The 26,932-nt window shown below is 47.5% G+C and carries 22 protein-coding genes; 17 read left to right on the forward strand and 5 right to left on the reverse strand.

Annotated features, from left to right (window positions below; all coding sequences use genetic code 11):
- The first annotated feature begins 15 nt into the window (after positions 1-15).
- Genes LOZ80_RS34995 through LOZ80_RS35030 form a run of 8 tightly spaced genes read left to right on the forward strand, consistent with a single transcriptional unit; the run spans position 16 to position 9,136 of the window.
- Positions 16-1,194: a LuxE/PaaK family acyltransferase gene (locus tag LOZ80_RS34995; protein WP_238168836.1), complete on the forward strand. Its 1,179-nt coding sequence runs from the start codon at positions 16-18 to the stop codon at positions 1,192-1,194.
- A gap of 38 nt (positions 1,195-1,232) precedes the next feature.
- A complete protein-coding gene (locus tag LOZ80_RS35000) occupies positions 1,233-1,592 on the forward strand; it encodes an iron-sulfur cluster assembly scaffold protein (protein ID WP_238168837.1) in 360 nt (119 codons plus the stop codon).
- A gap of 3 nt (positions 1,593-1,595) precedes the next feature.
- Entirely contained in the window at positions 1,596-2,759 is a 1,164-nt protein-coding gene (locus LOZ80_RS35005; RefSeq protein ID WP_238168838.1) for a cysteine desulfurase family protein, read from the forward strand.
- Positions 2,760-2,783: 24 nt separating this feature from the next.
- Positions 2,784-3,086, forward strand: a complete 303-nt coding sequence (locus LOZ80_RS35010; protein WP_238168839.1) for an acyl carrier protein — start codon at positions 2,784-2,786, stop codon at positions 3,084-3,086.
- A gap of 14 nt (positions 3,087-3,100) precedes the next feature.
- Positions 3,101-4,882 carry a fatty acyl-AMP ligase gene (locus LOZ80_RS35015; protein WP_238168840.1) on the forward strand — a complete coding sequence of 594 codons (1,782 nt, stop codon included), beginning with the start codon at positions 3,101-3,103 and terminating at the stop codon, positions 4,880-4,882.
- A gap of 26 nt (positions 4,883-4,908) precedes the next feature.
- Positions 4,909-7,365 (forward strand): type I polyketide synthase, encoded by a 2,457-nt coding sequence (locus LOZ80_RS35020; RefSeq protein ID WP_238168841.1) that lies wholly within the window; start codon positions 4,909-4,911, stop codon positions 7,363-7,365.
- 18 nt (positions 7,366-7,383) lie between these two features.
- On the forward strand, positions 7,384-8,487 hold the full coding sequence (locus LOZ80_RS35025) for a flavin-containing monooxygenase (protein ID WP_238168842.1): 1,104 nt from the start codon (positions 7,384-7,386) through the stop codon (positions 8,485-8,487).
- Complete coding sequence (locus LOZ80_RS35030; protein ID WP_238168843.1) at positions 8,444-9,136, forward strand: 4'-phosphopantetheinyl transferase family protein; 693 nt, start codon at positions 8,444-8,446, stop codon at positions 9,134-9,136. Before LOZ80_RS35025 ends, LOZ80_RS35030 begins: the two co-directional genes overlap by 44 nt.
- Before the next feature lie 403 nt (positions 9,137-9,539).
- Here LOZ80_RS35030 and LOZ80_RS35035 read toward each other — a convergent pair whose 3' ends face one another.
- Entirely contained in the window at positions 9,540-10,517 is a 978-nt protein-coding gene (locus LOZ80_RS35035) for an aldo/keto reductase (RefSeq protein WP_238168844.1), read from the reverse strand.
- Between the two features lie 322 nt (positions 10,518-10,839).
- Complete coding sequence (locus tag LOZ80_RS35040) at positions 10,840-11,661, reverse strand: cache domain-containing protein (RefSeq protein WP_238168845.1); 822 nt, start codon at positions 11,659-11,661, stop codon at positions 10,840-10,842.
- Between the two features lie 362 nt (positions 11,662-12,023).
- On the opposite strand from LOZ80_RS35040, the gene LOZ80_RS35045 reads away from it, so the two are divergent.
- The 4 genes from LOZ80_RS35045 (at position 12,024) to LOZ80_RS35060 (ending at position 14,807) form a co-directional block, all read left to right on the forward strand.
- Positions 12,024-12,446: a VOC family protein gene (locus LOZ80_RS35045; protein ID WP_238168846.1), complete on the forward strand. Its 423-nt coding sequence runs from the start codon at positions 12,024-12,026 to the stop codon at positions 12,444-12,446.
- A gap of 509 nt (positions 12,447-12,955) precedes the next feature.
- Positions 12,956-13,522, forward strand: a complete 567-nt coding sequence (locus LOZ80_RS35050) for a GNAT family N-acetyltransferase (RefSeq protein ID WP_238173202.1) — start codon at positions 12,956-12,958, stop codon at positions 13,520-13,522.
- A 173-nt stretch (positions 13,523-13,695) separates the two neighbouring features.
- Positions 13,696-14,322: a DUF3990 domain-containing protein gene (locus tag LOZ80_RS35055; RefSeq protein WP_238168847.1), complete on the forward strand. Its 627-nt coding sequence runs from the start codon at positions 13,696-13,698 to the stop codon at positions 14,320-14,322.
- Positions 14,319-14,807: a hypothetical protein gene (locus LOZ80_RS35060; RefSeq protein WP_238168848.1), complete on the forward strand. Its 489-nt coding sequence runs from the start codon at positions 14,319-14,321 to the stop codon at positions 14,805-14,807. The genes LOZ80_RS35055 and LOZ80_RS35060 overlap by 4 nt, the downstream gene beginning before the upstream one ends.
- A gap of 239 nt (positions 14,808-15,046) precedes the next feature.
- Here LOZ80_RS35060 and LOZ80_RS35065 read toward each other — a convergent pair whose 3' ends face one another.
- Entirely contained in the window at positions 15,047-15,835 is a 789-nt protein-coding gene (locus LOZ80_RS35065; RefSeq protein WP_238168849.1) for a helix-turn-helix domain-containing protein, read from the reverse strand.
- Positions 15,836-15,949: 114 nt separating this feature from the next.
- On the opposite strand from LOZ80_RS35065, the gene LOZ80_RS35070 reads away from it, so the two are divergent.
- Genes LOZ80_RS35070 through LOZ80_RS35080 form a run of 3 tightly spaced genes read left to right on the forward strand, consistent with a single transcriptional unit; the run spans position 15,950 to position 22,082 of the window.
- Entirely contained in the window at positions 15,950-17,053 is a 1,104-nt protein-coding gene (locus LOZ80_RS35070) for an SGNH/GDSL hydrolase family protein (protein WP_238168850.1), read from the forward strand.
- 5 nt (positions 17,054-17,058) lie between these two features.
- On the forward strand, positions 17,059-19,524 hold the full coding sequence (locus LOZ80_RS35075) for a hypothetical protein (protein ID WP_238168851.1): 2,466 nt from the start codon (positions 17,059-17,061) through the stop codon (positions 19,522-19,524).
- Between the two features lie 11 nt (positions 19,525-19,535).
- Positions 19,536-22,082 (forward strand): glycoside hydrolase family 2 protein, encoded by a 2,547-nt coding sequence (locus LOZ80_RS35080; RefSeq protein ID WP_238168852.1) that lies wholly within the window; start codon positions 19,536-19,538, stop codon positions 22,080-22,082.
- A 516-nt stretch (positions 22,083-22,598) separates the two neighbouring features.
- Here LOZ80_RS35080 and LOZ80_RS35085 read toward each other — a convergent pair.
- Positions 22,599-23,702 carry an SGNH/GDSL hydrolase family protein gene (locus tag LOZ80_RS35085; protein WP_238168853.1) on the reverse strand — a complete coding sequence of 368 codons (1,104 nt, stop codon included), beginning with the start codon at positions 23,700-23,702 and terminating at the stop codon, positions 22,599-22,601.
- Positions 23,703-23,729: 27 nt separating this feature from the next.
- A complete protein-coding gene (locus tag LOZ80_RS35090; protein ID WP_238168854.1) occupies positions 23,730-25,172 on the reverse strand; it encodes an L-fucose/L-arabinose isomerase family protein in 1,443 nt (480 codons plus the stop codon).
- Positions 25,173-25,361: 189 nt separating this feature from the next.
- Here LOZ80_RS35090 and LOZ80_RS35095 point away from each other — a divergent pair, with 189 nt between their 5' ends.
- Both LOZ80_RS35095 and LOZ80_RS35100 read left to right on the forward strand, forming a co-directional pair.
- Positions 25,362-26,015, forward strand: a complete 654-nt coding sequence (locus LOZ80_RS35095; RefSeq protein WP_238173203.1) for a M48 family metallopeptidase — start codon at positions 25,362-25,364, stop codon at positions 26,013-26,015.
- 24 nt (positions 26,016-26,039) lie between these two features.
- The gene (locus LOZ80_RS35100; RefSeq protein WP_238168855.1) at positions 26,040-26,873 is read left to right on the forward strand and encodes a tetratricopeptide repeat protein; all 834 of its coding nucleotides are present in this window, start codon (positions 26,040-26,042) and stop codon (positions 26,871-26,873) included.
- Positions 26,874-26,932 lie beyond the last annotated feature (59 nt).

The raw sequence follows: 26,932 nt of genomic DNA on the forward strand, positions 1-26,932 counted from the left end.
CTAAGGGGGTATACAATGTCAGCATATTCAATTTTTTTCGATTTATCCAAAAGCTTGGGCATTGATCCGATCGGCAGTATCATAGCATCGATTAAATCCATCTATCAATTGCCAAATGACAGGCAAGAAGATATCAAATTGAATCTGATTAAGCAAAATTTCCACTATCATTATGAGCATAATGCGCTGTATCGGAAAATCTGCGAAGAGAAAGGAGTGACATTAACGGATATTGTGTGCATCGAAGATGTGGTACGCATCCCAGCCATTGGAATCGGCAAATTTAAGGATGTTAATGCTCATTTGCTGCTTACGAAGCCTATTCATGAATTGCAGCATGAGCTGAGAAGCACAGGGACTAGCGGAATTCCCAGCATCTCCCGCAGGGATGAGCAAACGTTATCGAGAAGCGTGCTCAGCATTTTCTCAACGTTTCGCGAAATGTTCGGATTTTTTGGCGGGGCCGCTATATTCTTAGCGCCATCTTCCGAAGAAATGCCAGAGATGGGCCTGGTGAAGTTAATAAATATGTTCTCTGGATTGCTGGATTCCAGCCGCTTTTTTGTCAGCGGTCATGCCTTCCAACCGGAGGCGGTCGTTCAGCAGTTGAAAGACTGGCAGGATGTTCATACACGCCATATTATCGGGCCGCCGTTCTTGGTAGAGAGGTTAATTCGTTACGTGAACGAGCATGAGCCAACTATGCAATTGGACCGGCAAACGAAAGTGATTACACTCGGAGGTTGGAAAAGCTTCACAGGCAGAGAGATTGACCGTCCTGATTTCTATCAGCAAGTATCGCAGGCTTTTGGTATTCACAGTGAGCAAGTACGGGATATGTTCGGCTTGGTTGAGACGAATTTCATGGCTATTGAGTGCGAACATCATGCCAAGCATGTTCCCCCATGGGTCCATTTCTCCGTGCGCAGCCTGGATGATCCGAATAAGGAAGTCCCTCTTGGCGAGCCGGGACGGCTGGCTGTGTACGACCCAAGTTCGTTATCCTATCCAGGTTTTATTCTGACTGATGATCTTGTCTATCTGGATTCCAACACTTGCTCATGCGGCAGGAACGGACAGATCGTGCAGTATATGTACAGAATTAAAGGGGCCGAAATTGGCTGCTGTGCTATTAACTTGGAGAAATTCATGACGGATAAGGAAGCCCAAGTAACCCAATGCAATATCGGATAGTTGACCACTCAACCTAACAAAAGGAGAGTAGATAGATTATGTATAACGCAATCATTTCTGATCATTTTATGAGTCCAAGGAACATTGGCGAGATCGTTCAGCCTGATCTGGCATTTCGCATCGGTAACCCTATTTGCGGTGACACGGTGCATGTTTGTGCGACCTTTTATGAAAACCAAATAAAGGGAATTAAGTATAAAGCCTATGGCTGTGCGGCATCCATTGCGACGGCGAGCATTTTTAGCGAGTTTGTGCAAGGCAAAGCGATAGCGGAATTGAGCGGTATGTCTCAGACAAGTAGACGGGAACTGCTTGGTGATCTGGAGCCGAACCAGAAGCACTGTTTAGATATTTTGGATGAATTGTTTGATTCTTTATGCACTGTAAAAGAGGTGTAAGCCTTGGTAGGTCGTTACTTTGACTATAATTCTACAACGCCCCTGGACCCTCGGGTTTGTCAGGTTATAACGGAGTCTATGGACATCTATGGTAATCCATCGAGCACCCACGCTTCTGGCCAGAAGGCAAGAGTAGCTATCCATTCCGCTAGGCAGCATATAGCTGCGTTGCTGCACAGTGAGCCTGAAGAATTGTACATTACTTCTGGTGGAAGCGAGAGTAATAACTGGTTATTGAAAGGATATCTCAGTCAATGGGCAGGGACACCTGTACATGTGATTACGTCTGTCATTGAGCATCCTTCCGTCAAGGAGACGCTCAGGTATTGGCGTAATGCCGGTGGAGGCGAAATCACCTGCATCCCTGTAGATACAGAAGGGTTTATTTCCCCGCAAGCCGTGATGGACGCCATTCGACCGGATACCAAATTGATCAGCATCATGCTGGCTAACAATGAGACAGGCGCGATTCAACCTGTGCAGGAAATAGCTCGAATAGCAAGATCTAGGGGGATTTTCATCCACACAGATGCTGTTCAGGCCGTAGGGAAAATGCCAATCCATGTCCGAGAGCTGGGGGTGGATTCGCTGTCTTTTTCCATTCATAAACTGTACGGTCCCAAAGGGATTGGTGGGCTTTATCTCCAATCAGGCTATAAGCTTGATCCACTCCTGCATGGAGGCGGGCAAGAGCAAGGTCTGAGAAGCGGCACAGAGAACGTTCTCTCACTGCTGGGTGCGGCAGAAGCATGCCGTGTGGCCATGCTGGATATGGAGCATTCACAGGTCAAATTGCTCTGGTGCAAAAGACTCCTCGTGGAGAAGCTGCGCGCGATAGCTCCTGGGCTCAAAATCAATGGTTCACTAGATAGTAACCGTACTTTGGCTAATACTGTCAATCTCTGCATTCCCGGTATTAGGGGAGAGGCATTGGCTGCTTATCTGGACCATAGGTATGGCATTGCCGTTTCTGTAGGCTCAGCCTGCAGTTCCAATCATCAGAAGAAACTCTCATACGTGCTGCAAGAGATGGGGCTGGACGAGGCAGATATCCGTTCATCCCTGCGAATAAGTATGGGCAAATTTACAGATGAGATGGATATTCATTATTTGCTAGAGTCCATAGAGAGTGCTTTAACGCATTTCAATCAATTAATGCCAACCTAGTCAATAAGAAGGAGAGGTGTCCTTATGGACAGCAAGCACCGAAATTATGATAAAGCTGCAATAGCCAAAATTATTAAAGAGAAGATCATCATTGAGAACCTTGAATTAAAAGGGGTATCTCCGGATGATATTGCGGACCATGCGCAATTGTTTGGTGAGGGCTTATGTCTGGAATCGGTTGAGGCCTTCTATATTGCAGGAGGGATTGAAGAAGAGTTTGGATTTCACATTGATAGAACGAAGCTTCATCAAATACGTCACCATTTTCAATCCGTCGATACGCTGGCGGCGTATGTCTATGAGCGTGTCGTACCATCCGTATCATAGAGTGGGGGGAACTTATGGGAATTGGCTTCATGAAAGATACTGTGCATACCAATCTTGTGGATTTGCTGCAATTTCGGGCGCTGCTTACGCCGGATTTGAAGATGTACACTTATTTGGTGGACGGCGAGCATGAGGAAGTGAGCATGACTGCAGCCGAGTTGAATCAGCGTGCGATGGCGATCGCTTCTGCTCTGCATGGGCGCGGCAGAACATCTAAGACTGCGCTGCTGCTGTATCCGACGGGGTTGGAATTTATTGCAGGGTTTATGGGGTGTTTATATGCAGGGATCATTCCAATTCCTGCGTATCCGCCTCATATGCGTCGTCCTACACCGCGACTTGATGCCATCATCCGAAGCGCGCGAACGGAGATTGCCCTTTCAACTGCTAAATTAATTGCTGATGTAATGCCTAATGTCAGCGAGGATTCCCTTCTTTCAGGCATGGATTTTATGGCTACGGACACTTTGAATGATAGCCATAAGTTTTTCTGTCTGCCATGTAAGGCAGATGATATCGCGTTCTTGCAATACACCTCGGGGTCAACAGCTGATCCCAAAGGGGTTATGGTCAGCCACGGCAATTTAATTCACAATATGAGTTTGATTGCCAAATATTTTCAGCTCTCCGAGCAGACCCGTATTGTGAATTGGCTGCCCGCCTATCATGATATGGGATTAATCGGACAGCTGCTGATGGCCCTGCATGTAGGTTGTGAACTGATTTATATGTCGCCGGTAAGCTTCATGCAGAAGCCAGTTCGTTGGCTTGAAGCAATCTCTCGATATCGCGCGACGTATAGCGGCGGCCCTAATTTTGCCTATGAGTTATGTGCAGAGAAATTTAATGCTGAAACTGACGGTGACATAGATTTAACTAGTTGGCAGTTGGCTTTCAATGGAGCGGAACCAGTCAGAGAAGAAACTTTGCATACATTTATCCGGACGTTTACTCCTTATGGATTTCAGGCCAAGAGCCTGGTTCCATCGTATGGATTAGCGGAAGGAACGTTGTATGTTTCCGGTTATAAAAGGGAACAGACTTACACAACATTATGGCTCGATGCCGAAAGCTTGGAGCGGGATCTGGCCGTAGTGGTAACGAAGGAGAGTTTATATGCTCGGGCTGTTGTAGGATGCGGAATCCTCGTACCGGAACAGCGAACAGTCATCGTTCATCCTCAAAAAGGCAAGCTGTGCGGAGAGCTTATGATTGGCGAAATTTGGGTCAGCGGTCCCAGTGTGGCGCAAGGTTACTGGGGAAACCCTGAAGCGACTCAGCTTACCTTCCAAGGCACACTGGCTAGTTGCGAAGGTGAACGATTTTTGCGGACAGGAGATCTCGGCTTTATTCATGATAATGAATTGTATATTACTGGGCGAATCAAAGATGTCATGATTGTGGGGGGCCGCAATATCTATCCACAGGACTTGGAATATACGGTGCAGAATTGCCATCCTGCTGTGCGTAAAGAATATATCGCTGCCTTCCAGATTGACGACAAATGTCATCCGAAGATGGCTGCAGGAAGCAGCGGAGAGATCGTCATTGTAGCTGAACTTAACAGGGAATTCCGACATCGCGGGCCCAAAGAGGAGAGCGCTGACCACAGGAGCATGATTCTACAGCGTGATGTGTTGGCAGCCGCTCGTCAAGCGGTGTGGGAACAGTATGAACTTCCGTTGAAAGATCTCGTTCTCATCCGAACGGGGACGATCCCCAAGACGTCCAGCGGCAAAATTCAACGCAGATTGACGAAACAAGGGTATGAAGCGGATACACTTCAGCGGGGATAATATCATTTGAACGGGGGCAGTTATGGATGAAGTCAAGTGATGTAACGAATTGGTTAATAAAAGAAATAGCGCTTCTGCTCGGTAGACACCCAGAGGAGCTTGATATTCGTGAGCCTTTTAGTAGTTATGGACTTGATTCAGCGAAGACGATGCAGCTATCCGGGGAACTGGGCGCCGCTTTGGATATTCCGATATCCCCAACAATATTCTGGGATTATCCAACGATTCATGAACTGTCTTTATATTTGTGCGAAAGAGGATTAAGAGGGAACGATGAAGTGGCCACAGCTTCAAGTATCACTCCAGACCAGCGTGAATCTATCGCTATTGTGGGTATGGGCTGCCGGTTCCCAGGCATTTCGGGTGTCGGTGAATTCTGGGATCACTTACTGTGCGGGACCGATGCGGTAAGGGAGTATCCGGCTGATCGCGAGAAGCTTGGAGAAGTGAAGGTCGATCGTCAAGGCGGATATCTCGATGGCATTGATGGCTTCGACTATCCGTTCTTCCATATCTCATATCGAGAGGCCATTCGTATGGATCCTCAGCAGCGTCTGCTGCTTGAGGTCACCTGGGAAGCGTTGATGGATGCGGGGATTTCGCCGGAGCTATGGGCTAACACGCAAAGTGGTGTATTTATCGGGATTTCTAATAGCGACTATGGAAGGCGTGAATTAGAAGCGGCGGATGGTTTCCATATTCATTCCGCTATGGGCGGTGCGCTGTGCATTGCAGCGAATCGACTATCGTATTTCTTGGGTCTGCACGGGCCCAGTATGGCTATTGATACCGCTTGTTCATCTTCGCTTGTCGCTGTTCACCAAGCCTGTCACAGCATATGGTCAGGCGAAAGTCAGCAAGCTATTGCAGGCGGTGTGAACGTCATACTTTCCAATGGGGTAACTTCCAGTTTAGCTGAAGCAGGGATGCTGGCATCGGACGATCGCTGCAAGACGTTCGATGCCCAGGCGGATGGGTACGTTCGTGGTGAAGGCTGTGGGGTCGTTATTCTCAAGCCATTAACTAAAGCCTTGCAGGATGGCGATGATGTATACGCGGTGATCCCAGGGAGCGCGTTGAATCAGGATGGTCGAAGCAACGGGATTACAGCGCCGAATCAATCGGCGCAGGAGAAGCTGCTTCTCTCGGCGTATGCGCGAGCAGGCATTCGGCCAAGTCAAATTGGCTATATTGAGGCACACGGGACGGGGACATTTCTAGGTGATCCTATTGAAGTTAAAGCTTTGGGCCAAGTGCTCTCTAATGGCAGACAGGCAGATGACTTCATCTACCTCGGTTCGGTGAAGAGCAGCATCGGTCATCTGGAGTCGGCGGCGGGGATTGCAGGACTCATAAAGACTGCGCTCATTATGAAACACGAAGTAGTTCCGCCAAATCTGCATTTTCACACGTGGAATCCCGAGATTCCACGCGCAGGCTTTCCTTTCTTAGTACCTGTAAAGTGTGAGACTTTGAAGCTGGGAGATGATGTGTATGCAGGCGTCAGCTCGTTTGGATTTGGCGGGACTAACGCGCATATTGTCCTTGGCAAGCCGCCTCTTGTACGCAATGTGGATCACACTTCGGAGATGGAACCTTTTGTATTCACGTTATCCGCTGCTCGTAAAGATGGACTATCCCTACTAGCTCAGAAGTATGTTCATTGGCTGCAGAAGGCTGAAAAGTATGATCTCCCAGCCATGGGGGCTGCATTGTCGCGAGGCAGGAAGCATCATGAACATAGATTGGCGATCGTTGTATCCTCTAAGGAAAGTCTAATAACTGCACTGCAAGATTATGTCCGTGCATCTGAAAGCAGCTCTTTATGGCACTATGGGTATGTAGCGAGCCAACCTGCGGAGGCTGTCTTCTGGTTCGGTGATTACGACGGGGAAAACCCGGGCGATACCGGAGAGGAAGTTATCATTAACGATCCGGTGTTTCGCCAATCTTACTTTGTGGTGACACAGTTATATCGCAATCTGGCTGATGATGCCTTTCAGCAAGAAGGCAAGTTTAACGCGTTTGCCAAACAATATGCTTATGCGCAGATGCTGCGTCATTGGGGGATAACCCCCAAATCATGCGTTGGGGAAGGGATAGGTCGCCTGACAGCAGATGTGCTGGATGGTCGATTATCTCTCGTGCAGGCCGCCCAAAGTCTAGTTCAAGGCGAGCCTACAGATTTGGGGCAGTTGGAGATAGGAGTCGATTTCAAAGATATCGCTATTTGTCTGTTGACGGTCCCGCCAGGAGTGGCACAGTATGCAAACACCGTCATCGTTATCGAGTGCCGTGATGAACTTGCCTGTTTGCAAGTACAGTGTGACTTGTACACCAAGGGGCTATTGGTGCCTGCAGGATCCGCCCGCACCCGGAAGTTATCCCACATGCTTCCGACTTATCCATGGCACCATCAATCTTGTTGGAAGACTACGATAGCGAATGCCGAAGAGCCGAATAACATCACTTGTTTTTGTTAAATGGAGGAGTGGGGGGTTGTGTTGAGACGAATCGATATTGTTGTCATTGGCGGTGGGCAAGCGGGTCTTTCTGTAGGTTATTATTTGCACTTGGAACAGAGGGGGTTCGTCATTCTGGACCAAAGTCCCGAAGTGGGACATTCCTGGAGCAGTCGGTATGACTCTTTAACACTTTTTACGCCTCGGAGGTATAGTGCTTTACCGGGTTTGCCGCTTCCTGGAGATCCATGGGATTACCCGACGAAGGATGAGATAGCTGATTATTTGCGGTGCTATCAAGATCGCTTTGCGCTCCCGGTTCAAGTGGAAACTGAGGTGATTAGTCTTGCTCATCGGAAGGGCCGCTATTATGTCACGACGAATAAAGGAACTTGGATAGCCAATCAAGTTGTGGTAGCAACAGGCCCTTTTCAATCTCCTTATGTCCCGTCGATCGCCGATTCCCTAAGTGCAGACGTGCTGCAGATGCATACGTTTGATTATCGTAACCCGGAGATGTTGCCTCTGGCAGATACACTGGTGATCGGAGGAGGGAATTCCGGTGCCCAAATTGCGCTTGAGCTTTCCCGCAGCAGGCGGGTTTATCTGTCCGTCGGCCACAACATTCAATTTATGCCTTATCGATTCCTTGGCAAAAGTCTTTTCTGGTGGTATGAATTAATCGGATTGCTGCGTAAGTCACCAGATTCATGGGTTGGGCGACGATTTCAGAAGAAGAAGGATCCGCTTTACGGTTATGAACTGCGTGAAGCTATAGCGAGCGGCCGTATTAAACTGTTAGGAAGAGCAGTTCAGGCGCAGGGGAAGCAAATTTCATTCGCAGATGGATTCAGTCTAGAAGTGGACACAATCCTCTGGGCAACTGGTTTTCGAATGGACTATCCTTGGATTCATATTCCGGAAATGGCTCGCGATCATGCAGGGATCGAGCACGAACGGGGCGTGACCGCGATACCCGGTTTGTATGTTGTAGGTCTGCCTTGGCAATCTTGCCGAGGATCAGCGCTGATCGGGTGGGTGCATCGGGATGCCGAGTTCATAAGCCGCATGATTATACAATACGGAGAATGCTATGCCAATGAAGATAATAGCTACGAAGATTTGTCCTCATACGGAAGTTGAAATTTGGCACTCACTTGAGGTTCATCTCGATGAGGCGAGAAGGAACAAGATCGGCAAATGCCTGCAAAAGAAACAGCAGCAAAGAATGATAATCGGAGATATCTTGCTGCGATATGCGCTGCAGCAAGAGTTTGGCAGTGCCCCCGGGTTGCTGCGGATAGGTTACGGACCATACGGAAAGCCATGGCTATACGAACGGCCTGAGGTCTTCTTTAACATTTCTCATGCTGGGGAATGGGTAGCAGTTGCACTCGGTTCACGTGAGGTGGGAATAGATGTTGAGATTCAGGGCCCACGGTTTGCGAAGTTGGCCGATTGCCTGCTTTCCCCTTCGGAACTAAGGGACTTCCAAAGCATTCAAGACCAGGATACGTTTCTTTGCCGACGTTGGGTCATGAAAGAGAGCTTCGTCAAGATGATTGGTCTCGGGCTTGGTTGTCCTTTGACGAGCGTATCCTTTGTGATGATCTCGCATCAAGACGCCTTCACCGTGTACGAAGAGCAAGGCTATTTCTGCCGAGTGTATGAATTGGCGTCCAGCTACCCTTTGGCGGTAAGCTGCGCGGACTATCGGTTTCCTGATCAGGTGACGATTCTTCCTTTTGAGCGATTGCTCCATTGGGCACTCGTTGCCTCACCCCTCGTGTAATAAACTGGAATAAAGCGTTAATAGACAGAACTTAGCCCCGCCTCTGCCCTGGCACTGCATCCACCCGCACCTGCATCCGCACAATCAATCGGTTGCTCTAATGAACTGAATGATGCTTATAGACGAGAAAACAGCCTCTTTTATGATCTAATGAACTGCATTGGCGTTATCGAGCAGTTTATAGCCGGAATGGTGACCGTTTGCTTGAGATAACGTGAGGGGGGTTCATTAGATTTTCAAAATGCCCAATTTTGATCAAATAAAGGGTGTTGAGTTCGTAAGGGGGCTCACCGCAGTTTCAAAAGGTTTCTGCTTCGAGGCTTACAGCAGCGTAGAAGCCATAAATAAAAGAGCTAAGCGTACAAAGACGCTTAGCTCTTTTTGTATTCTTTATATTAGGCTTCTACCAAGCATAAGCTTCGGGAGCCGGTTTCCCAGGTCCGGGGAAAATGTCATCCAATTTGCTCAACGTATCCTCACTCAGGGTAACTTCGGGTACGCGCAATGAGTCTTGGAGCTGCTCGATGGTTCTCGGTCCAATGATGGGCGAAGTCACGGCTGAATGAGATAGTACCCAGGCCAAGGCGACAACGTCTTCTTTTTCCCCGATTTCCTTGCAAAGTGCTGAGAATTGTTCCAATTGACTCCGATGTTTCTCAATCCGTTCGGCGGAACGCGCACTGCGGGCACCTGTCCCGGCCAAGGCGTTGCGGCCCAGCAATCCTCCGGCAAGAGGACTCCATGGAATGACACCAAGACCAAGCTTCTCTGAAGCGGGAAGGACTTCCAGCTCCGGCAGTCTGGCGAGTAGATTGTACATGTGCTGTTCAGAGACCAAGCCTAGGAAATGACGGGCTTTGGCCTCCGCTTGGGCACAGGCAATGTGCCAGCCAGCAAAGTTGCTGGAGCCGATATAGTCAACGGTACCTTGGTTCACCGCGGCTTCGAATACGCCCCATAGCTCATCCCAGGATACGTTGCGGTCGATATGATGCATTTGGTAAAGCTCTATATGGTCGGTTTGGAGCCTCTTGAGTGATGCTTCCAGATGACGTCTGATTTTGTAAGCGGATAAGCCCCGTTCAGCATTGGGACCATCGTGGGGATCATTCATATCCCCGTAGGCTTTGGTTGCGAGAATGACTTTCTCTCTGCGGCCGCCGCCTTGTTTGAACCAGCGTCCGATGATTTCTTCGGTCCAGCCTCTTTTATCAACTCCGCCGTAGACGTTAGCTGTATCGAAGAAATTGATTCCCGCATCCAGTGCGGCATCCATGATTCGAAAGGCATCTTTCTCCTCTGTTTCCGGTCCAAAGTTCATCGTTCCCAGGCAAAGTTGGCTAACCTTGAGTCCAGATTTCCCTAAATACGAGTATTTCATGATTCATCCTCCCACGTTCCTCTTGATATTAGTAAAAACTAAAAGGTCTGAAGACTTGTACGTGTGACAATTTATATTCTAACGAAGTTTCTCGATCTGTGTAAGTAGTGAAATTGTTTTCAGTATATGAGCTTGGCGTGATTAACTAACGTTGAAGTTATTAACTAACCTAGGGGGAGAGCTTCTTGTGAAGTAATACCTTATTTTAGAACTACTGAGTAATTATCGAAGATTAAAGCATAAAGCAGAGGGGTCACTTTGGTGCCAAAAAGTCATTTTTCAGAGATATAAACAATTTTCAAAATATACACAACTGCCTTAACTATTTACCCTGCGTTTCTAGATAGTTGCTCTTGAATGAGCTTTCGGACTCAGAAGTCGTTATTTTGTGCTTTTCAAATTCTTCTTTTAACCATATTAACTTATCTGGCTTCGCTATGTTTTCATCCACATCTAAATAGTCGCCATGCTGATCGAGAATGAAGACATTATTCCCCTTTTGCTGATCAACCATATTGATTTGCTTGATGTTATCGAGCAGCCATTCCGGCTTCACATTGATCACTACAGCGCCGTTTGGTTTTTCAGCGTTTAATGAGGTTTCATACATAAAGTAGGAAAGGACACGTTCATTTTTACTCGATTCATTCACTACTTTGTGGATATTGCGAAAAATAGGCTTTAGTTTAGGCAGCAATTGATTGGCATTAAACAGCCCAAGCAACTGTGGATCATCAAAAAAAATCGGTGAGCCCGCATTGTAAAATTGATCGAGATTGCGATTATATATGCTGATGGAGTGAATGTAGGGATAAGAGGAGGTCAGTGAGTTGACCACATTATTAATGCGCTTAATTACGTCGACCATATTTTCCTGCTCGGCAAACATAATGGAAGTGATTTCGCTATTGAGGTAGAGGGATTGCGTGAGTCGACTCATGGTTTCATTCATTAGATTGGTATTGTATTTGACTTGCAGCAGCAATTTTTTGCTGTTGTCGGATTCCTTATTAATCATTAAGCTTTGGGCATTGAAATAAATAATAATCGATAGAAGGCCAACAATGAATAGAACGGATGCACTGATCCACAATACGATTTTGAAAAGAAAGCGTTTGGAGGCAAACAATGCGCTTAGCTTCATGGATTATTCTTCCCCTTCTATGCCTTGTAGAAGAGAGAATAGCTCATATATATATAAAAGTAAATATAACTTGCAAAACTCGAAGAAACCAACAAAAATCAGAGAGCTGCCCGGTTCCAATTGTACGGATCTGATCCACCGGTTGCCTATGTGCTATACTTCCGTTAGGACGAACAGTGCGCAAAGGAGCTTTTTTAATGCCTGCGATTACGACAAGACGAAAATGTACGTCTATTTCATTGAACAATCAAAGAATTTTTGGTATAAGCAAGACTTTGAGGTTGTAGGGAATACCGTATGGATGTCGTATAATTAAGGTAGACGGTTTATACAGCAACTTTATATTCAAGGAGGTTAATGAAATGGGAACGAACGAGAAAATAGGCGGCGGTGGCTTACACCATATTGCGCTGCGGGCGAATGATTTTGAGGCGACGGTGAAGTTTTATACCGAGGGATTGGGTTTCAAGGAAGGGCACAGCTGGGGAGAAGGCGATAGTCGCATCATCCTGCTGGATTCCGGCGATGGCAACTATATCGAAGTTTTCGCTGGTGGCTCTGGTGAAGTGAAGCCGGAAGGCTCGTATTTCCATGTTGCTTTTCGCAGCAATAACGTCGATGCCGCCGTTGAAACGGCAGTTGCAGCTGGAGCCGAGGTGACAGTAGAACCCAAAGATGTTGTCCTAGGCAGCAATCCACCGACGCCGGTTCGAATTGCCTTTGTTAAAGGGTTGAATGGGGAAATTATTGAGTTTTTCCATAGTACGGGTGAGAATCAGCTGTAAACATGTAAAGTAATGGCCCTGGAAGCTGGCTTCTAGGGCTTTTGTTCATTAAAAGTATAGGGTTCATGGGTGTCTTTGCTTTGGAGGTTTTCGGTCTTAAGTGGCATCTAATGAACTGTAGGATGCTTATTGACGAGAAAATGGCTACTTTGGAGATCTAATGAACTGGATTGGCGTTATCCGGCACTTTATTGGCCGAATGGTTAGCAATTTCTTGAAATAGGGCATCTGGTATTCATTAGATTTTCAGAATGAGCGATTTTGGCCGAATAGAGGGTGTTGAGTTCGTAAGGAGGCTTGCGAAGGGGCATGGACTTGAAGACCTAGCCGCAGGCTAGGATTTTCAGAAGTGCTGCCTGAAAAAGGAATTCTTGTTAGACTTTGCTCTCAGCTATAGAAAGAAATGGTGGGAATGGCACGCCTTTTAACCCCTATCCATCAAATTTCCGTTAAAGAGATCAGTGTTTAGGGATATTTCGATCATGAAAAGAACAGGGAGCGGTGCGGGAATGAACATGGAGGCAGTTTTTGAGCAGTTTCCTATTGTGAAGTCGGATAAGCTCATATTGAAGAAGATTGAAGAGCATCATCTTGATGAGATTTATGCGATTTATAGCAACGACCAAGTATTTGAATTCTGCGGCATAATTCCCAAGCACAATAAGGCTACTGTTAAGAGCATGATTGGGCATTTTGAGCGGGATTTTACGAAAAGGACAAAGATTAAGTGGGGAATATTCACGCTAACGGCAAGTGAGCAATTAGTGGGTATTATAGAGGTTTTTGATTTGAATCAAAAGGTCAACATGGTGACGATTGGCTATTTTTTAGCAGAATCGCATTGGGGCAAAGGGATCGCGAGTGAAGCGGTGAAAATTCTGGTTGAATATTTATTTAGAGAGATTAACGTCAACCGAATCCAAGCCGAAGTGATGCCCCGTAATGAGATTTCCAAGAAAGTATTGCTGAAGAATGGCTTCCGCCAGGAGGGCCTGTTGAGACAAGCGGCGGTGTGGTCCGGCAAGGGTATTGTTGATTTGGAGATTTATGGTCTTTTGAAAGAGGATTATGCCTAGTAACTTATACTACCCACACCTCTTCTTTGTGTTGTATAATTATGGTAATTTACTGCATTTATACTGATTTGGTAGCCGAATAATTTTACGATTTATGAGTTAGTGTGCTAAAGAATACGGGTACACGATGATTAAAAAGCACAGTTAATGTGCTATAATAGGGGTGTAGGAACTTGACAGCAGAGTTGTTTTTACCTGAATACGTTTATCATGGAACATTTCTTCATAACGTTAGCTTCTTTAAGCAGAAACCTTTGGACCGAACCAAATGGCGTACGGATTCAACACATTACCTGAAAGATTTTGGCGATGGCTTATATACAAATGCTGATCTAGAGCAAGCACAGATATTTAGCAAGCGAAAATTAAGAACAACTTCAGATCTTGAGGCTAAGCCGGCTGTCATTAAATTTCGTGTGAACCCTGTTAAATATCCATCTGACGATATCTTAGTATTCAGTGGGATGAGTCAAGAATGGTCGGATTATATTTATAATCATCGAATGGTGAAGGCAGAACCTTGTGTTCATCACCATTCGATCATCATAGGACCTATAGCGGATGGTAATTTCAAAGAAATATTTCAGCAGTTTAGTCGATCTCGTCACCAAGATGTTCAGGCAAACTATAATTGGTTTAGGACTCATATTACATTTAATAAACTAACAAACAAGTCATATACCGATAAAGAAATTGGCACTCAGATTGTATTTTGTAACGACCAGCTTAATATTTTGCATTACGAATCACATTACATTCTAGAACCGTATCATCGGCAGGAGAGGTGGAAAGAAGTATGACAAAGAACTATGCGCTCGTATACGATCAACTAAATGCATATGAACGTGAAATTGTAGACGAATTAACCCGTATGGAACCACCTTTGACATTTCAAGAAGCCTTAGATCTATTTAATCGATATCTACCTGTATTACATCAAATAAATGATTATTACGATTCTCCTACCCATTTTGCCCATGAATTTAAAAAAGCCTCTGATCGAGGAGTGTCACCGGAGTCATGGATCAAACGAATTGATGAAATTGATGGTCAAGACAGTGATGAATCTGCAGTTGAGGAAACAAAATTTAAAGAGGCATTTGTTACTGGAGTGAGATATGGTGCATCGCTAAAACGCAACCTATGCGATGATCCACTAGTTCGTGGCTATCTGGATGATTTGAAGAAGTTAGAAGTACCTAAGCAAACAATACAGTACTTTGATACAAGTATCGGTAAGGAACTTCTTATACCTTATACGATTACTGAATTAAGAACGAAATAAGACACCCATAAATTCGGGTGTCTTTCTCGTTGTAACCTTGAATCTTCGTTCTCAATCCAGAAAAGCCAACGTACTTTTTGCTACTTATATTTTCCAGAGTAGCTTGTTCGTATTTTCTAAGCCGGAAAGCCCCCAAACAGACGGGGGCTTTCCGGCTTTTCTTTGCATTTTTTAAAGGATTCGACGTAATTTACAGTATACATTCCGGCGTGTGATGGCTACTTTTAAACTAAGAAGTGTCATACCCGCCAAACTTTCACTTTCTCCTTTAAGTAGGCGGAGGGGAGGGTTCCGGTTATTTTTTTGAACACTTTGTTGAAGTAGGACTGCTCGCAAAATCCCAAGGCTTCGGAAATTTCACCTATGGTCATCTGGGAGTTGATGAGCAAGTCGCGGGCGGCTTCGATCCGAATTTGTTGGATGTACTCGGTGATGGTCTGGCCGGTGGCCTGCTTATAAATCGTACTGACATAGTTGGGCGTACGTTCGACAAGCGCGGATAGCTCGCTTAGTTGAATTTGTTCGCGATAATGCTCGAGGATGTAATGCTGCAGCTGCATGACCAATCTGTAGTGCTTGTTGGGGAGAAATGACGAATCGGATTGCTCATTGAGAATCGAAAGAATTTCAAGCAAGATGCTATGGCAGAGGGTGGCCGTGTAGGGAGATTTACGAAGCCAGTGCTGTGAAAGCAGAGAGAATCTGGTCTTCAGGTATTCAAAATGAAAGGAATGCACGCAACGCATTTGTCGATCCGTGAGCAAAGGAAGATGCTCTCCGTCGCCGCTGTATTCGAAATGAGCGACATACATAGCATGTATATCACTGGAGATGTTGGCAGCCGAACGGACGGTTCCTTGGGGAATGAACAAAATGTCGCCTTTCTGAAGATGGTATGGCTGATTCTCAATGGTATAGACCATAGAACCTTCTGTCACTAATAGCAGGATATGATTATTCGTTCTGGCGGTAGGCACCTGCCAATTCGGCTCGCAATGTTCGAAATAGGCGGATAAGGTTTTAATCATCACGACGATTCTCCCTCTAACTCCAGGATTCAATTCATTACTTGCATTGTAATATGGATCGTAGAATTACTCAAAAGAAATTTCAGCATAAGTTCATGTGGAGAAAGGTGCGAAATGGAGATTATACAGATTCGAAATAGCTTGTCCAAAGTAAAGAAAAGGCTCCAATCAGGACATTTGACGCTGGGTTTTATTGGCGGGTCGATTACAGCAGATAGCAGGTCAATGTCGAATTGGCCGGAGCCGGTCACACGTTGGTTCGTAGAATCGTTCCCTCAAGCACGGATTACTGTGGAGAATGCCGCGATCGGTGCTACCGGAAGTGATTTGGCTGTATTCCGTGCAGAGAGGGACTTAATTAACCGTCCCTGCGATCTGATTTTCATCGAATTTGCTGTGAATGACTTTAATACCTCTTCTGAACCACGGATGAGAGCAAGAGAGGGATTGATTCGCAAACTGTTGGCAGATGGGCGGAGTGAACTTGTGATTGTCTACACCTACTGCCAGCGAATGTACGAGGATATGTCACGCGCCGAGGTACCTGCCAGCATCGCTGAATTCGAGCAATTAGCCGAGCATTACGGCATTAGCTCCGTATGGGTGGGGCAGCATGCGTGGAATGAAGTGAAGAAAGGCCGTATGACCTGGGACGAATGGTTGCCGGATGGGCTTCATCCTGCGCATCGCGGAAGCCTGAGCTATGGGCAATGTGTGATTTCTTATTTGGAAAAAGAATTGCTGGCAACTGCCGACTTGGATTTAGCCGCAACCGAGAAGCCGCTTGCAACGCCTTTTAATGTTAATCATTGGGGGCATGTAGATACGCTCTCATTCGAGGAGGTCCAATTGGAGGGACCTTGGATTACCAGACGGGCAGCGGCTCATATGCCTTGGGTTGATCAGATCCTGAGCACATCGGCGGTCGGAGCGAAGCTGTCTTTCTCATTCAAAGGCAAAGGGCTGGCGTTAGCCTTCGATTATGGCAAAAAGTCTGCCGAGTTCACCTATCGGCTAGACGGAGGCCCTGCGGTCACGACTTGTCGGGATCGGCCTGGCTGGTGTGAAGATGGGGGCTGGTTCCGCATCTACTGGATTGCTGATGACTTGCCAGAAGGGCAGCATCATCTGGAATTGGAAGTTGTCCACGGCAACCGGGAGGACTGTACAGGAACAAACTTTCATTTAGGTCTTATTGGAATTATTAAGGGGGAATGAGAGACATGAAGCAAGCACAAGCAACTGGGAGCCGGGCGCTCCAAAGAGTTACGCTGGAAATGAGCTTGAAGCCATTCATGAGTATGGAGCAAACTGCCATTGAAGCCGTATGCGAGGAGGCTATTAAGCAGTGGCTGCCGCTGATCGGTCTAGCGGATAGCTGTTCAATGCTGCTATGGGTAGCGGACGGCAGTGAAATCTTGACCTGGGACGGCGACTTCAACAAGGAGATGGAATGGGGGCGATACATCGGTTTTGCCAACGAGGAGAAATTCAGTCATTTAAAAGGAAAAGATGATCCTAGGGCTGCGAAGCTGTACAGGGAGAATCCGTGCCGCATCACCTACGTCGATTTGCGTTTTATTATCGAGGCGTTCAAACGGATTGCAGATACGAAGTTCGGCATTCGGATGGAGGTAGGAGCCACCTTCGATGCAGGGCCTGAATTCGCCTATTCAGATTTCAAATATAAGCTGCACCCGGAAGTGAATATAGCAGAGCTCGGCGGCAGCTCTATCGGTTTAAGGGCCGACTACAAGGTCATCTGCACGTGGTCAAAGCTTCATGAAGACAAGGTTGCTTATGCGGCTTATCCAGACGGCATTCCAGAAGGTACACCTTTTGGGCAGTTTCTAGGTCGGCAATGCGCAAGCTTCTTGCCTGCACTTGGTTTTGATTACATTTGGTTCTCCAATGGGTTTGGATTCTCCTTTTTCCCATGGACGTTCCTAGGAGCTAATTACGACAGTACTACGCTGCCACTAGCGAATTATGAAGAGCTGACGAGCAAGGCACTTTCTTTCTGGGAGCAATTCAAACAAGAGTGCCCCGATTATCGGACCGAGGTGCGAGGCACTAATTTCGGTACGGGGATGGATTTAGCCAAGGATCTCTTTCCGCTGCTTGAACTCTACGATAGGAAATATATCGAATATCCGCCTCCGAACTCGCCATGGGGAGCACTCAACTTCGACTTCGGTTTGGAAGTGACGTCCTATATGTCACGAATTGCTGTGCTGCCCAAGGAGACTTATCTGTTCCGGTTCTATGCCAATGATCCATGGTTCTGGCAGAATCCTTGGTGGGATTTATATGACAGAGAGCCGCATGACATCTACTGCCCGCTTGCCGTTGCCCGTATGAACAGCGACGGAAAGCTGGAGAATCCGGGGATTATTGAAATATTGACGGTTGATACGGAAAAAGGGGAATTGAACGAAGCTTGTGCCCAAGAGGTCATCCCGCATCTAAGAAAAGCGATTGAGGATTTCCCGGATCAACCGGGCATTCTGACATGGCTGTACCCTTTTCGCGAATATCATGAGGCTGTGGCTGAAACGACCGAGAATACCAAGGCGATCTTCTTCAACGATTGGTTTGTACGCAATGCAGTTAATCAGGGTCTGCCTTTAAATACGGTGCTTAGTACGGATGATTTTACAGCTATGACAGATGACAAACTTCGCGAGTTGGCTGCCACCATTTTATTCACACCAACGTCTTGGCTGCATGAAAATAACATCGAACGGCTCATAGCCTATATTCATCATGGTGGAAAAGTAATGCTGTACGGCCCCGCTCTAACGCCTGAGCTGCTGGAACTGTTGAATCTTAAGTTGGCGTCGGGGCTCGCAGGTGAAATGGAAGTAACGATCACGACGTCTGGCGATTCTTGCGTCAGCACGGATCAACCATCTACCTTGATGGATCATGATGCCACTATCAGTGGAGGCTTCATTCAGGAAGTGCTGGCGGATCCAAGCGATCCGCATACGCAAGTTCGCTCGGTTGCCAAGCAGGATGAGCAGGAGCGCATCTTTGCCTTAACGAGGGCCTTGCCAGCGTGGAATGGGGGGCAAGTAAGCTGGATCAGAGGCTCGCTTCCTTTTCAAACAGGCATTGTCACGGATTTGCCGATTCGGCAGGAAGAGCCCTATATGGATGCGTCCGTTCTTGCGCGTTACCTGCTTGAAGATTTTGGTTATTCGCTGCGCCAAACCAAGCAGGAAGAGGCTACCAAGCCTGCGCTGCTATTTATTGCCAGGCATGATAATGCGTTTCTGTTCACAGGGTGCCGTCAGGATACATCGGTTTCTCTGCAAATGCGCTTCCCCGACGGAGTTCCAATTATTATTGGCCAAACGACAAGAGTCGGGCCTGAGGCTGCCTCCTATTCCCTGGACCGCACCTTCCATGATGAGTGTCGTGTGTTCGTCGATCAACAGGAGGTTGGAGCGGTTTCCTGTCGGGAGCTTTCACCTGATCCTACACGGAAAAGAAGCTCGGTTCGCGCCATTGGCGTGACTAATCTGCGCGATGCTGCGGTAACGATTTATCCGCCGCTTGAAGCTTTACGAGCAGGAATCGTTGAGGTGAAGCGGGGAGATACCTACCTCGATCTTACGGATGCTGCAATCAGTGATTCTATAAGGCTTACGCACATAAGTGGTGCGATCGAAATCTCATGGTAGGTGACAGACGGATGAAACTGCAACTAAATGAAGGTTGGCAGCTGACAGGGGAGCCGCTCTTTCGTCAGGCTGATGATTATAGGATGGTTAGGAATAAACAGCAGGATTGGCTGCAAGTCGATTTACCCTGTGATGTGCATATGCCGCTGATTGAGCATGGGATAATCGCGGAGCCGCTAGTGGCCGATCAATGTTTCGCAAGCGAATGGACGGAGAAACGCTCTTGGTGGTTTAAAAAGGAATTTGACCTGACAGAAGAACAGCTGACATCCGAGCGGATGGTTCTTCACTTCGAATCGTTGGATGTAGAAGCGGACGTCTGGTTGAATGATTGCCATCTAGGTCATCATCGCAGCGCTTTTTATCCGTTTGCCTGCGATCTCAAAGGTAAGGCGCAACAAGGGGCTAATCAGCTCCTTGTGCGCGTCACCTCTGGCTTGGAACGCTATTCGGAGAATGATCTGGCCTTCATTCACGAAGCCAAAATTGTGTATGAGAACGAGCAGATCGGGCATCGAGGCGACCATCGCAGGGGCATGCTGAGAAAACCGCAATATGTATTTGGTTGGGATTGGGGACCCAGAGTAGCGACCTGCGGAATTATGGGCGAGGTTCATATTACCTGTGTCAATCGCATGCAAATTCGAGATATTCAGGTTACAACGACAAGCTTGGACACTGCCGGCAATGCCGCACATGTGCAGTTCCAACTGGAGCTGGAGAATCTGCATCCCTATCAGACGTTAGAAACGCAGCTGAAACTGGAACTGCTTTTCGGTACCGAGCAAGTGCAGCTTATAGAAGAAGACTGTTGTCTTCGCTCTGGGCTGAACTATGTCACACTTCAAATGAAGGTGCCTGATGCCAAGCTTTGGTGGCCCAATGGGATGGGGGAGCAGCCGCTGTATACGGTTCGGGCAACGCTCCAGACAACAACGCATGCTGTGGATTATCCGGCCTTTTTATTTGGGATACGCACGCTGCGCTTAAAGATGGATAAAATTCCGCAGAGCCCGGATGAACGTTCTTTTACTTTTGAAATAAACGGTGTCACTACCTTCAGCAAGGGGGGAAATTGGATACCTGCTGACTCCATCTATGCGCGGGTCACTGATGCCAAATATGATGCTTTGCTGCGTGAGGCGAAGGAAGCCAACTTCAATATGCTGCGGGTTTGGGGCGGAGGCATCTATGAGCGAGATATCTTTTATGACAAATGTGACGAGTACGGGATTCTAATTTGGCACGATTTCATGTTCTCCTGCGCCAAATATCCAGATAACCTGAGCTGGTTTCGGCATGAAGTGGAGCAGGAGATCGATTATCAGACAAGGCGGCTGCGCAATCACTGCTCGCTGGCGCTTTGGTGCGGCAACAATGAGAATCATTGGGGTTTTGAGGAGTGGTGGAATGAGACGGATGCGGCAGACTTCTATGGGGGAGCGGCATGTTACAACGACATCGCGCCCCGCCTAGTCCAGCAGAATTGTCCCACGATTCCGTATTGGAACAGCTCGCCGTACGGCGGTGAGCACCCGAATGGGAGCCAATCCGGCGACACGCACCACTGGAATGATACCATGATGCATGCTGATATCGAGAAGCGAATTGTACCCGAGGAATATGACAAGGTGAGCGCTAAGTTTGTCTCGGAGTATGGCTACATAGGTCCTAGCCGGAAGTCTTCCGTTGAAATCTACCATCAGGGTCAGCCGCTGGATCGTGACGGCAAGCTCTGGCGGCTTCATACGAATATGTTTGAAAAAGATACCGTGCTTGCAGGCATAAACAGGCATTATGTAAATCCCGCACATCTTGCCATCGAGGATTACTTGCTGTATGCAGGCTTATGTCAGGGCTTGATGCTGGCATATTCGCTTGAAGCGATGCGTGCCAAGTTGTTTTGTTCCGGCGCTTTATTCTGGATGTACAATGATTGCTGGGGCGAGGTCGGCTGGTCGATTATTGACTATTACTTAACGCGCAAAATTGCTTATTATTTTGTGAAGCGGGCATTAGCGCCAGTAAAGCTTATTCTGCGCCAGCAGGATGGGGTGATTCAGCTTACAGCTATTAATGAAACCAGCGCCGTCATTCGTGAAACTATGGTATATGGCCTTGTCCGTTATGATGGGAGCGGAAAACAAACGCAGGAGGTGGATATAGACTTGCCTCCATTCTCGCGGGAAGTTGTTCTGCAATGGACAGCATCTCCCTACAAGTCTGAAGAGGCTTGTCTCTTCGCTGGACCGCTGAGTGAATCCAGCGAGTTGAAGCCCGCCGTGTTACACAAAGAAGTGGTTCGCAATCTGCGATTGCCCGATCCCCAATTGCAGGTGTCCAACGTCCAAACCATCGATGCCGGGCTTACGCGTTTTACAGTTTCAAGCGATACTTTTGCGCATGCAGTGCATTTTGGTTTGGATGATGCGATCCAACTGAGTGATGAATATTTTGACTTGCTTCCAGCCGAGAAGCGGGACATAACGATACGGCATGAAGGGTTCGCCCTTCCGGCCGACAGCATCGTTCCTCGATCGATCTTATTAAAAAGTTAGGGCTACAAGGATGCCATTAATGCGGGGGGGGCATCCCCCGCAAGTCTGCGCAAGTTTTGCGGTAGAAGGCGAGCCTCTCACGTGATTTCGCAGGAAAAAAAGAAGATGAGAGCACAAAAGTGCAAATAGGCTGTTTCATAAGCAGCTATTGAATTCAATCTCAAGAAAAATGGACTATCGGAACGAAAAAGGAGCTAAACGGCATGTACGCGTTTAGCTCCTTTGTTGTGGCTTCCATTGCTCTTTAACTGCCTTCCTGATAAGAGTCTCCAGAGACTCCTATTCGTGTAAAAAGACCACTTTTCGCGCCAATAAGAGCTCTTAGAGGCTCTTATTGATTCTTGTGTGGGGAGTTTTTGCGTGCATCACCCGAAATAAGAGTCTTTCAGGGCCGCTATTCATGGAAAACTCCCACCTTTTGTGCAAATAGGAGCTGCCAAAGACTCTTATAGGCATCGCACAATAGGGGGAGAGCTGCCAGGAGTCACAAGGCCAGTGACCTTGTGGGCACCCTCTTTAAACAAAGGGCTGCAACAACCGAGCTACAACAGGCTTAAGCCCCTCAGCAATATGCTTGTAGCCCAAATCGGAAGGGTGAATCCCGTCGGCCGTACATTCCTGGTAGTCGGTGCCCAGCAGCTCACCGCCGTCGCAGAAATGAACGTTAGCATCGCCATCTTGGTTCAGACGTTCAACAGCTGCACGCTGAATCTCCTTGCGTTCTTCCCGGCGCTGAACCAGACTCTCGTCGAAAGCTTCCTTCGCAAACCGGATTTGCGAAACGACGAGAATCGGAACGTCCGGATGGACAGCGCGGTAGATTCGGATGAATTCAGGCAGCGATTTGGCCAAATGCTCCGTACTTGGTGTATTGCCTTCATAATCGAGCACGAGCAAGGCGGGATCATCAATTTGGCTGCTGAGGTGGGCTAGCTCAGGTTCACCTTGCGCATTGCCGGAGAAACCGAGACTCACGAACTCGAGCGGAAACATGCGGCTCAGCTGATTCGGGTACGCCATCCCTGGCCGGGAGGCGCATGCGCCGTGGGTAATAGACGTTCCGTACAGAACTACCTTTTTGTCGGAGGCGAAGCCTGGGAACTCGGTCACCCTTGACTCGGGCGCAACGCCGATCCAAAGCTCTTTCACCCCCTGGTAGAGGGGGAGGTTCAGTGTAATTTCCCGCAGGCTCGGCGAAAATGATTCGAAGAGCACGCTTTCATATTCAGCTTGCCCAAGTTCAAAGCGGGAGGTATTCACATATTGCTGCTCACCGGCAGAGCCGATGTAGCAATCTACGCCGCATTGGCCTGTGGCTGGCATTTGGTACATCGTTGCTTTATCAGCAAGAACGACCCGCACGGCGAGCTTCACAGAATTGGTCCGAAAGCGGACCTGCACGCCGGTCGGATAATTCGCAAGCCGATCGACTTCGGATCGGATAGGGTGGCTTGGGCGCAGAGGCAGTCTGCGATACACGCCGTCCTGCGCAAGCCAAGGCAGCCCAGTGACCCGGAATGGGGCAGCAAGCGGCGTGTGCCACTCCCATTCATCGAGGCGAGCGGCATCTGCTTGCAGATTCGCATCTAGCTTCTGAATATCGTTTGCGGGTTTCCCCATGGCGGATTCCTCCTGGACAATGACAAGTTAAACGATCTGTAATTCAATGCCAAGCACTTGAGCAACCTTGCGAATCTTATTGTTTACATGGCCAACACCTAATGCGAAATGATGAGTAGGGCCCGCGGAGCACCATTTTTCAACAAACTCGCCAACACTGCAATTGAAGCTGCAGCGTGTATTCGTGTTTCCGGTCTGCGGGATCGGCCCTTTGATGGATTCGCCTTCCGTGGCGATCATTTTGAATTTGCCGTCAGCCGTTTGAGAAATGCTCAGCAGTGTCACAGGACCTGACTGAATGCTGAACTCTACGCCGATGCCGGAACCGCGCTTGCCGTGAAACAGATCAAGTCCGCGAATGATCGGCTTACCGTCACTGATTTTGATGTTATGCGGACCATCATGACCCACCAGTACGATATCGTCGACGAAATCGCAAGGATGCAGCTCGGCGAAGGAGCCTCCGGCGTCAAGGCGATCCATGATCAGCATAGCTGCGCATGTTTTCAAATCAGCTTCTCCGGCAAGCGGAATTCCTTTGCCCGTTAGCAAGGAGTTCCCTAGCACCATATTAGCGCCAATTCGTTCATATTCATTGTTGTCCATGCCACGGTAATAGTAGGCGAGTCCCGTCAACCCGAATTCGGCAATCAGCTTATCCAGACCGACAGCGACCTTCGCCGACCAATCCAGATCCTCTTGCTTAATGGGTCTTGTAATCGGATCGATGAACGGGTCAGCAATCGTGAATATGCTTTTAATTTCGTCAAGCTTGTCTGCGGTTTCTCTGGCTGTCACACCATTGACCAGCTTGGCCAAGTCGCACATCTCCAGCATTTGTACATGGGATCCGAAAGAGGCCGTAAAGGCTGTAGGGTCCGAGTTCATGTCGTACATACCCTCATAGGTATGGCCCAAATAGCCGATCCGCGCATATTTAAAGGCACGTCTCGCATTGGCGACTTGGCACCACCCTTTTAATTCCGTTAACATGCGAGCATCATCGTACAAAGTACCTACCATCATTCCGGCAGCAGGTTTGCCTGCGCGAATCAATACCCCGCTGATCTCTGGCAGTGAGCAGATGTTATCGTTGGCGAGCTGCATGTAGGTCGTTGTTTTCAAATAATCAAGTCGTTTCAGTGGTTGCAGCGCAACAAGCACCGTGGGCACCGACAGATTGAGGATAGCTGTTGCTGCAGAAGACGAGGTCACGTAAGTGCTCAGAAAACAAAAGAGAAAATCCACATCCTGTGCTTTGAGGTAAGCGGCTGCGGCAAAGGATTTATCGACAGTATCGACAAAGCCTGCACTGATGACCTCTACGTCTTCCTTGCGCAAATGATCCAGGAACTCATTGCCGTAGCCAATTAATTCTTCCTTTAGGCCAGGAAACTGTCCCCAGTATGGCTCGTGTCCGACGTTTATAACTCCGATGCGTGACCGTGCTTTTTGGAAAGAATTGCTCATAGTTTAATCATCCTTTTTTGTTGGAATACCCCTCATTTTAGTGAATGTAAGTAGTGGAAACAATGAAGGCATCAACACTTTTTTGAGTAATTCTACGATTTTATGAAAGTGAAAATTTTATCATTGGATGCGGGCGGCAAACGGAAGAGCCATCAGGCCATTATCGGGATGTTATGTTACAATAGGACTATGAAAATCACAGTTGAAAACCATACCATAGAGTTCAATGTTCAATACGGAAGTCGAAAAAAGCTATCCATTCATATCGATTCAGCGGGCTTCATAACCGTCAAAGCGCCTAACGATACAAGCCAGGAAATCATTATGAGCGCTGTGAAACAGCATGCGGCTGTTATTTTGGAAAAGCTGAATGCCATCGCGAAAGCCAGGGATATCCCTAAGACAAGAGAGTATCAAGACAACGGGAAGTTCCTGCATCTGGGCAAATATGTTCATCTTCATGAACTGATCGAGACGGACGGGCTCTCCGAAGAAGAACTGAGGGTTAATTTGAAGAAATTCTATTTCGCAAGCTGTAAGAAGACGATCGGGGAACGGATCAAAATCTACCAAAACCAACTGAAAGTGAAACCCAAATCCGTCGAAATCGACGAGTCCGTCACCAAGTGGGGAAGCTGCAGCTCAGATAAGAAAATAACCTTTAATTATCGCTTGGCAATGGCCCCGGTGCAGGTTATTGATTATGTCATCATCCACGAGCTCTGCCATCTGCTGCATATGAATCATGATCGATCATTTTGGCGACGTGTAGGCAGTTTGATGCCGGATTATAAGGAAAAAGAAGCGTATCTGGCGCACTATGGACAGGCCATGACGCTTTGAGTTTATAGAGGAGGAACAGCATCCATGACACCGAAAATAAAAAGGATTCTTAACGTAATCACTGTAATTTTGGTCATTATTATCGGATTTACTTTAAGCTGGATAGCAGGGGTAGCCATCATCGTATTGATACTCGGATACTTTACTTACAAGAGCCGCTCAGCGATCTATGCACATAGGGGAAACCTGGCTTACATGAGAGGGGATCGCGATCAAGCCTTGATTTTGATGGAAAAAGCCTATCGTACAGACGCCATTCTGCCAAAACATCAGATCGGTTATGGCTTTCTGTTAATGAAAGTTGGGGAGCTTGGCAAGGCTGAGGATATCTTCAATGAGGTTCTTCATCAAACAGCAACCAGAGATATGATCATGCAAGCCAAGATTAATTTGGCAACGGTCTATTGGCTGCAGAACAAACGTGATGAGGCTTATGACAGCCTGAAGGAAATATCACAGGAGGTTAAGAACACACTTGTTTATGGGAATTTTGGTTATTTCCAAATTTTGCGTGGTGAGCTGGAAACGGCTCTTGCGTATAACCTCGAAGCCTATGCCTATAATGACAGCGATCTGACCATTATGGACAATTTGGCGCAGAACTATTATTTGCTCGACCGGCTGGACGAGGCAGATGAGATGTACACGAAGCTGATGGGCAAAACACCTAAGCATGCAGAATCCTATTATTACTATGCACTAACGCTCCAAAAACTCGGCCGCAAACAAGGAGCGATCGAGCAGATTAACAAGGCAATGGAGAAGGAACTTGCGCTCATTACCCCTTTGACCAAAGGCGATATAGATGCGTTAGCAAGTGAGTTAAGAGAAGTGGAGGCTGACAAGCTTGAAGCTTGAAAAGCCTCATATAAGAGCGAGGGAGATGCGTCCGTGGACGTATCTCCCTTTTCTTTTGC

Origin of the sequence: Paenibacillus sp. HWE-109, from assembly GCF_022163125.1 — a bacterium.
Classification (GTDB): domain Bacteria; phylum Bacillota; class Bacilli; order Paenibacillales; family NBRC-103111; genus Paenibacillus_E.